The 7,057-nt window shown below is 62.0% G+C and carries 7 protein-coding genes and 2 pseudogenes; 3 read left to right on the top strand and 6 right to left on the bottom strand.

Annotated elements, in window-relative coordinates; genetic code table 11:
• Window positions 1-386 precede the first annotated feature (386 nt).
• Window positions 387-515, top strand: coding sequence for a hypothetical protein (locus tag ACESMT_RS01540; RefSeq protein WP_372824569.1), 129 nt, complete (start codon window positions 387-389; stop codon window positions 513-515).
• 426 nt (window positions 516-941) lie between these two features.
• Here the strand turns inward: ACESMT_RS01540 and ACESMT_RS01535 are convergent, their stop codons facing one another.
• Genes ACESMT_RS01535 through phnD form a run of 5 tightly spaced genes read right to left on the bottom strand, consistent with a single transcriptional unit; the run spans window position 942 to window position 4,883 of the window.
• Window positions 942-1,601, bottom strand: coding sequence for an HAD family hydrolase (locus ACESMT_RS01535; RefSeq protein WP_372824567.1), 660 nt, complete (start codon window positions 1,599-1,601; stop codon window positions 942-944).
• The gene (locus ACESMT_RS01530) at window positions 1,598-2,383 is read right to left on the bottom strand and encodes a phosphodiesterase (protein ID WP_372824565.1); all 786 of its coding nucleotides are present in this window, start codon (window positions 2,381-2,383) and stop codon (window positions 1,598-1,600) included. The genes ACESMT_RS01535 and ACESMT_RS01530 overlap by 4 nt, the downstream gene beginning before the upstream one ends.
• Before the next feature lie 6 nt (window positions 2,384-2,389).
• Window positions 2,390-3,175 carry a phosphonate ABC transporter ATP-binding protein gene (phnC, locus tag ACESMT_RS01525; protein WP_372824563.1) on the bottom strand — a complete coding sequence of 262 codons (786 nt, stop codon included), beginning with the start codon at window positions 3,173-3,175 and terminating at the stop codon, window positions 2,390-2,392.
• A complete protein-coding gene (gene phnE / locus ACESMT_RS01520; protein ID WP_372824561.1) occupies window positions 3,172-3,996 on the bottom strand; it encodes a phosphonate ABC transporter, permease protein PhnE in 825 nt (274 codons plus the stop codon). Before phnE ends, phnC begins: the two co-directional genes overlap by 4 nt.
• Before the next feature lie 2 nt (window positions 3,997-3,998).
• Window positions 3,999-4,883, bottom strand: a complete 885-nt coding sequence (gene phnD, locus ACESMT_RS01515) for a phosphate/phosphite/phosphonate ABC transporter substrate-binding protein (RefSeq protein ID WP_372824559.1) — start codon at window positions 4,881-4,883, stop codon at window positions 3,999-4,001.
• A gap of 127 nt (window positions 4,884-5,010) precedes the next feature.
• On the opposite strand from phnD, the gene ACESMT_RS01510 reads away from it, so the two are divergent.
• A complete protein-coding gene (locus ACESMT_RS01510) occupies window positions 5,011-5,901 on the top strand; it encodes a LysR substrate-binding domain-containing protein (RefSeq protein ID WP_372824557.1) in 891 nt (296 codons plus the stop codon).
• 366 nt (window positions 5,902-6,267) lie between these two features.
• Window positions 6,268-6,486, top strand: a pseudogene (locus ACESMT_RS01505) (tripartite tricarboxylate transporter substrate binding protein); the annotation flags it as partial.
• Window positions 6,487-6,687: 201 nt separating this feature from the next.
• Here the strand turns inward: ACESMT_RS01505 and ACESMT_RS01500 are convergent.
• Window positions 6,688-7,057 (bottom strand): annotated as a pseudogene (locus tag ACESMT_RS01500) (hypothetical protein); the annotation flags it as partial.

Raw genomic sequence — 7,057 nt, 5'->3', positions numbered from 1 at the left:
GACGGGCCGCCGGACATGTGGCCGCCCGACATGCCGCTACCGGACATGCCACCGGCACAAGCGCTGAGAAGAACGGCAACGCCGGCGGCAACAAGTAGTTTTTTCATGAATGGCTCCTGAATGAATCGTTGATTGAGGGTTCTGTGGAATCCGCCACAGCGCGTCAGCGCCTGGGCACCTGTAAACAGTACGCAGGAAAACCGTGGCCGGATGTAGGACGGGGGAGGCAATGCCGGGTACAGGCGGCGCGCAAATGGAAAAAGGCACCCGCAGGTGCCTTTAATCAATCGTTTATGAGCCAAATCAGCCCTCAACCCTCAACCCTCAGCCCTCAGCCCTCAGCCTTTATGCATCGGGCGCAAGCAAAGGATAGGAATTCCAACCGCATGAGCCCGAGTAGCCGCGCGGCGGATGCGTTTGACGCCGCCGGAAAGCTGGTCAATGCTGCTCATGTCAAAAGCGTGCAGGCCGTGATTGACCAGGTGCTGTTTGCGGCCGGGCGGCTGGCGCCCTGACACTGCTGGCAAATCCCGAGGCGGTCGGCGGGCGCGGCATCTATAGTGGTTGAACCGCGTCAACCCACCCAAGGCACCCGCATGAGCATCCCACACACCCGCCGCAGCGCCCTTCAATCCAGCTTGCGCACCGGCAGCGCGCTCGTCGCGGCCAGCGTCGATGCGCAAGCAATCCTCGGGCAAATCAGCTGCGTTGCATTGCCACAGGGACCAAAGAGCGCCTACAGGAGACCGGCGGCAAACAGACCGTGCAACTGAAAGTCGCGGAGAAAGCCGTCAAGGCCTAAAGCCACGTTGCAGTAGACGCGACGACCACGTTGATTGTTCCGAGGAACATGACCGCGATGTCGGCGCTGATTGCCTCTGAAGATAATACAGGGGACGCGGGCGGCCTGAACGAGCTGCGAGCTTACTTTCCTCGCGAGCTCAGGCCAGTTCGCCATACCGCAGGAAACGCGCAGCCACCGGATAGCCCAGTTCGTGCGGGCCACCGTAGCCACCCGCATGGAGCACGAATTCCACACCCGCACTGTAGGCGCACTGCGCATCCACATGGCTGTCACCGATCAACAGCGCTTGATGGGCCTCACAGCCCAGCGCGTGCAATGCCTCGATAAGGGGCGCGGGATGCGGCTTTGGCCGCGCGGCTGTATCGCCGCCAATGACGCAGGCAAAGTGGTCGGCAATGCCCAGCTTTGACAGCAGCGCTAGTGCCTCACTGCGGCTCTTGTTGGTGCAGACCGCCAGTGCAACTTCGCGTACCCTGCACACATCGAGCAACTCCCGTACACCGGCATAGAGCGACGACGACTCGTGCGCGCGCGCCCTGTAATGCTCGGCGTAAAGGCGGCACAGTTGAGGCAGCGCAGCGCTGTCCGCGCGCAGCAGCAGCAAAGCTGTCTGCGCCGTTCCATCGAGTCCACCGTGTAGGCTGGCGCGGACCAAGCCTGCCTCCATGTCTGCCAGCCCGCAGCCCTGTAGCGCTGCGTTGAGGGCCAGCCACAGATCGGTCACGGTATCGGCCAGCGTGCCATCCAGGTCGAAAACCAGCGCGCGGCGACTCGCGATCAGCGCGGCGGCATTCACAGCGTAAAGCGCGACGAGCCGTCCAGGTAGTCGTGCAGGTGAACGATGGTCTGTTCGTCGTTCGCCAGCACCACGGCGTACTGCGGCGGCTCGTGGCTGCCAGGGACCGACGTCGCCGCGCCAAGGTCAAGTGCAACCTGGTGGCTGGTCGCCCGCAGGGTGGAAACCGGAATGCCGAGCCAGCTACCCGCCAGCGGCCGGTGCAGGTGGCCGAAGAAAAGGTGGCGGATGCGCTGGCGGTGCGGTTCCAGAACCCTGCGTAAGCTGGCGGTTTCGCGCAGACTGATGTCGTCCATGGCCGGGATGCCCACAGGAAACGGCGGATGGTGCATGAACAGGTAGACCGGCAAAGCATGTGCTAGCAACTCTTCTTCCAACCATCCAGCGCGCCGCTCGCAGAAAACGCCCCAGGAAACGCCAGGCTCGTTGGTGTCCAGCGCAACGAAGCGGGCACCGCCAGCGCTGAAGCCGAACTGCACATGGCCATTGGCATCCACCGGCGCATCGGCGAAGGTCGCAAGGAACGCTGCGCGATCGTCGTGGTTGCCTATCAGGAGATGCACCGGCATCTGTAGCCGCGACAGCTCCTCCATCAAAGCGCCATAGGCCTGCGGTTCGCCCCAGTGGGCCAGGTCGCCGGTGATGACGACGAACGCGGCGTCGCCATGCTCCGCATTGATGCTTTGCACGGCGGACCTCAGCCGCGCCTGGGGATCGAGGCCGTACAGCGCCACGCCCGGGCGTGTGAGATGGGTGTCGGTCAGGTGGATGAATTTTTTCATGGGCTGTCAGATTTTTGTTGGCGGCAGGGCCTGCACGACCAGCACCGCGTCGGTGCCAACGTAGAGTTTTTCACGGGCAGCATGATCGAATTGATGTGCCCTACACGAGAACACAACGCGGCCGTTCCGTAGCCCGATCAGGCGGTCAGCATACTTCTGCGCGAGATCCACCTGGTGCAGGCTACACAAAACGCCCACACCACTTTCGTGCGCAATCGTGCGCAGCGACGCCAGCACATGCTCGGCTGACACCGTATCCAGGCTCGCAATGGGTTCGTCAGCCAAAATTACGCTGCCCTCCTGAGTCAACGCACGCGCGATCGCGACGCGTTGCTGTTGGCCGCCCGACAGTGTGTCGGCGCGCTGGTAGGCCTTGTCGAGCAGGCCGACACGATCCAAACTTGCCAGCGCAAGCTGCCGATCCTCGTGCCGGAACTGTCGCGTCAGCACGCGCCAAGTCGGCGTGACATCCAAACGGCCAGCCAGTACGTTGTCGATGACGCTCAAACGACCGATCAAGTTGTGTTGCTGGAAAATCAAACCGATGCCACGGCGCGCTCTCCCCAAGGCGCGACCTTGCAATTCCGCCATGCGCTGGCCGAGTACGTAGGCATCGCCCGCGTCGGGGCGCGTCAGTGCTGTCAGGCATCGAAACACGGTGGACTTGCCCGCACCACTCGGCCCGAGCAGCGCAACAAACTCGCCGGCATCGACCGCGATCGACACCTCATGCAGCGCTTTCACCGCGCCATAGCTTTTGGACACTCCATCGAGGCTCAGGGCAGCGCTCATACCAACCGGCGGCGCAGCCATGCACTGAACTGATCAATCAGGGTGACCGTTATCAGCACCGCCACGGTAAGGGTGAACAGGCGCTGGAAGTCAAGCAGGTCGATCGCCGCTTTAATCTCCATACCAATGCCACCGGCACCGACGATGCCGAGCACGGTCGAGGTTCGCACATTGGCTTCCCAGACGTACAGCGACACCGAGGCTAGGCTGGGCAACACTGCGGGCATCACCAAATGCGACGTAATCTTGGCGTGGTTGGCACCCGTCATGGCTGCGGCATCCAGCGGCGCCTTCGGCAGCGTCTCAATGGCCTCGCTGTTAAGCTTGACGATCACGCCGATCGAATGCACGATCATCCCCAGCACACCAGCAAACGGCCCCAAGCCCACCGCTGCGACGAACAAAAGGGCAAATACTACGGTGTCGATACCGCGGCAGGTGTTGGCAAACCAGCGCAGCGGCAGAGCGATCCTTGGTGAAGGCGTGACATTGCTGGCTACCAGCATCGACAAGGGTGCCGCGATTAGCGCCGCTACCAGCGTGCCGACGGTCGCGATGGCGACTGTTTCGAACGCCCGGTAAATAATGATGTCGATTTCCTTAGCGTAGGGTGGCCATGCAGTCGCCGCCCACTTAAGCAACCGCGGGATGCCTTGCAGCAGGGCTACAGGATCGACCTCGGCCACGACAAAACATACAGCGACGAAGGCTACGATCGCGACACCAACCCCCGCGCGAAGGAGGAAGGCCCCTGATCGAAGGTCAAGCGGCGGCTCGCGGTAGGTGCCGTCTGCCAGACGAGCCGGAAGTTTCGCAGGCACCATCATCCCTTAAGGACACCGAGATCGCGGCCCATTTTTTCGAGCAGTGCGTAGGGCTCGTGTGTTGTCGCCACGAAACCGCTGTAGGGCCAGGGCAGCATCGCACTGGCAACCGCATCGGGAACCGCGGCTAGCGCTGCCTGCAGCTTTTTTGCCAAGTCGGGGTCAAATCCACGCCGTACCACCACTGGCTCATTTGGGAGCGGGTCGGACTCCCAGACGATTTGGTTCGACTCAGGCTTGATTTGCCCGTTGCGCAGCATTGTGTTGCGATGGGTGTCCCAGCCGGTGGCCAAGTCCACCTGGCCGCCGGCGGTGGCCATCTGGGCGGCCGCCGCCGAAGCGCCTTCTGCGTACTTACCGAAATAGCTCTTCGGATCAATGCCCTTGCCACGCAGAAAATGAGTCGGTACCAGCCAGCCAGATGTCGAGCCAGCATCAAGCATCTGCATCGACAGGCCCTTGGCGTCCTCGGGAAAACGCTTGACCTTCAAATCAGGCCGAGCGACGACGATTGCCTTGTAGTAGTTTCGACCCTGAATCATCAGCATGTTGATTGCTTGAGCATCACCTTTTTGCTTGGCCAGCACGTAGCCCCAGGGGCCCATCTGTGCGACATCGATCTGTTGAGCCGCCAGCGCTATGGAGATGCCGGCCCAGTCATTGGCCACGGTTAGGTCCAGATCGGCGCCGATCTGGTCACAAACCATCTTGTAAAACGGTTCCCACACTCGCTTGGTGTCAGCTTGGGTGGGCTGCTGGGGGCCGAGGCCCATCTTGATCAACGGGCGTTTTTGCGCGCGGATCAGCGATGGCGTAGCCAACGCTGCAGCGGCGACTACCACAGTCGCCGCTTGGGCTTTGATGAACGAACGACGAGAGTTCATAGTTGCTTCTCCTTAAATGAAGTGCTTCAAACGAAATCAGCCGGATTGCTGAATGAAGCAATTATTGGCGGCCAACATGACAGTTTCTTTAAAGGAACTGTCACACTTTTCGCGTAACATATTGCCGATGTCTATATCACACGGGTCCGAACTGCGCGCCTTCCACGCGGCGGCGCGTGTCGGCAGCATGTCCGGCGGCGCGCGCCACCTCGGGCTGACACAGCCCACCGTGTCGGCGCACGTCGCCACGCTGGAGTCCACCTACGGCGTTGAGCTATTCTTCCGGCGCGGCCGCCGGGTGGAGCTGACGGAGTTCGGCCGCAGCCTGCTGGAAACCACACACCGCCTCGTGGATGCTGAAGTCGAAGCGCTGTCGCTGTTGCTGCATGCGCGCAATTCCGGCAGCGGCCACCTGCGCATCTGCGCGGTTGGGCCCTACAACGTGACGCCCATGCTCAGCGAGCTGCGCCGGGAGCATCCCGGCGTGCGCATCTCCATGAGCGTGGGCGACTCACAGCAGATCCTGGAAAGCATTGCCTCCTACCAGAGCGACGTCGGCGTGCTGGTGCACCCGGTCGCCGACCCTCGCATTTTCTGTCTGCCCTACCGCAAGCAGCCTTTGGTATTTTTCGCGGCCGCCAGTCACCCGCTGGCGCGCCGCGCAAAGCTCACGATGGCAGACCTGGCGGGCCATTCCTTCGTCATGCGCGAGCAAGGCTCGACCACGCGCCGCGTCCTGGAACAATGCCTTGCGCAGGAAGGCGTGCAGGTGCGCATCGACCTGGAGATCGGCAGCCGCGAGGCGGTGCGGGAAGCTGTGGCCCAGGGCCTGGGCATCGGCGTTGTGTCGGATGCGGCTTACCTGGTCGACCCGCGCACCGTGAAGCTTCCGATCCGCTGCGACCAGCTGTTCACCCACGCCCACGTGGTGTGTCTGCGCGAGCGCCGCGATGTACGCATGATCGCGCAATTCTTTGCGATTGTGCTGGCACTGAGGTCGCGCAATAAGTTCAAATAGAGTGGGTGCAGGAAAGCTGGGCAGCCCCTTCAACCCTACCCGCTGAAATTGAGCGCGCTGGGCCGCGACCGCAGACGCTGCGCCAGGATGCCTTCGAAGAGCGCCTACAGCGCCACGATCTTTTCCCGCGCGCGGGCGTCGCCGTCCACATTGGTCAGCAGTGCCATCCGGTCGTCACGCAGATACCCGAGAGAGTGGTCGCCAATGAAACGCATCGCGGCAATGTGCAGGCAGTGATTGACCGGGTTCTTTTTGCTGCTGGCCGCTTGATCTCCTGGGTCTTTACCGTTACTGGCAAATCCCTAGGTGGCAGCACAAGCGGCCCACTATAGTCAAAGCCTCCCAGTCACAAACCCCGAGGCTCGAATGAATACACCCCAATCCCGCCGCAGCGCCCTTCAATCCAGCTTGCGCACCGGCAGCGCGTTGGTCGCAGCCACCGCCTTTCCGGGCCTGTGGACAAGCGCACAGGCACAAGCCGCCTGGCCCACCAAACCGATCCGCCTGCTGGTGCCTTTCGCGCCTGGCGGCAGCTCTGAAATCGTTGCGCGTTCTGCAGCCACCGAGATCAGCAAAGGCCTGGGCTAGAACGTGTTTAAAAGGATAGGAATTCCAACCGCATGAGCCCGAGTATGGCATCCAAAACCGGTCTCACAAAACACCATGCCCACAGTCGCCAGTCTGATTTGCCAGGAGTTTTCGCCGCCGTCACCACAATGAGCCGAAAAGCTGTCCTGTAGCCACAGCCCTATCCCGGCGCAGTCGTCGCGCCCCCCTTTTTCAGGTTTACCAGGCTGTGCGCTGATCGTCGGGGTAATCGGGTGCTGATTGACTGGTCATATCCCAGTCCGGCAAAGCCTTCACACACTCCCCCGTCTCCCGCGCACCACACTCATCCCACAGCGGTGGCCCGCGTGCCGGCGTGATGCGCGGGGCGTCGGGCTCCACCCCGATGTGCTCCAGAATCTTCTGAATGTCAGCGCTGAAGGTGATGAAAACGAAGTTTCAGCGAAGACTAACTTGTACTCAAGTTATGTCGCAGCTAAGGCGATGATGCGCATCTGGCCCCCGCAGTTGGGGCAGATCAGCGGGAACACTTCGTAGATGCGCGCCATCAGCGCGGCCCACAGGTAGTGCGCGGATGGGCGGGGTTTGG

This window comes from Polaromonas sp., assembly GCF_041689105.1.
Taxonomy (GTDB): Bacteria; Pseudomonadota; Gammaproteobacteria; order Burkholderiales; family Burkholderiaceae_C; genus Polaromonas.
This window is presented reverse-complemented; position numbering and strand designations above follow the sequence as displayed.

Excerpts from the sequence above, each read along its gene's own strand:
- ACESMT_RS01540 (WP_372824569.1), top strand. The coding sequence starts at position 387 with ATGAGCCCGAGTAGCCGCGCGGCGGATGCGTTTGACGCCGCCGGAAAG.
- ACESMT_RS01530 (WP_372824565.1), bottom strand. The coding sequence starts at position 2,383 with ATGAAAAAATTCATCCACCTGACCGACACCCATCTCACACGCCCGGGC.
- phnC (WP_372824563.1), bottom strand. The coding sequence starts at position 3,175 with ATGAGCGCTGCCCTGAGCCTCGATGGAGTGTCCAAAAGCTATGGCGCG.
- phnD (WP_372824559.1), bottom strand. The coding sequence starts at position 4,883 with ATGAACTCTCGTCGTTCGTTCATCAAAGCCCAAGCGGCGACTGTGGTA.
- ACESMT_RS01510 (WP_372824557.1), top strand. The coding sequence starts at position 5,011 with ATGTCTATATCACACGGGTCCGAACTGCGCGCCTTCCACGCGGCGGCG.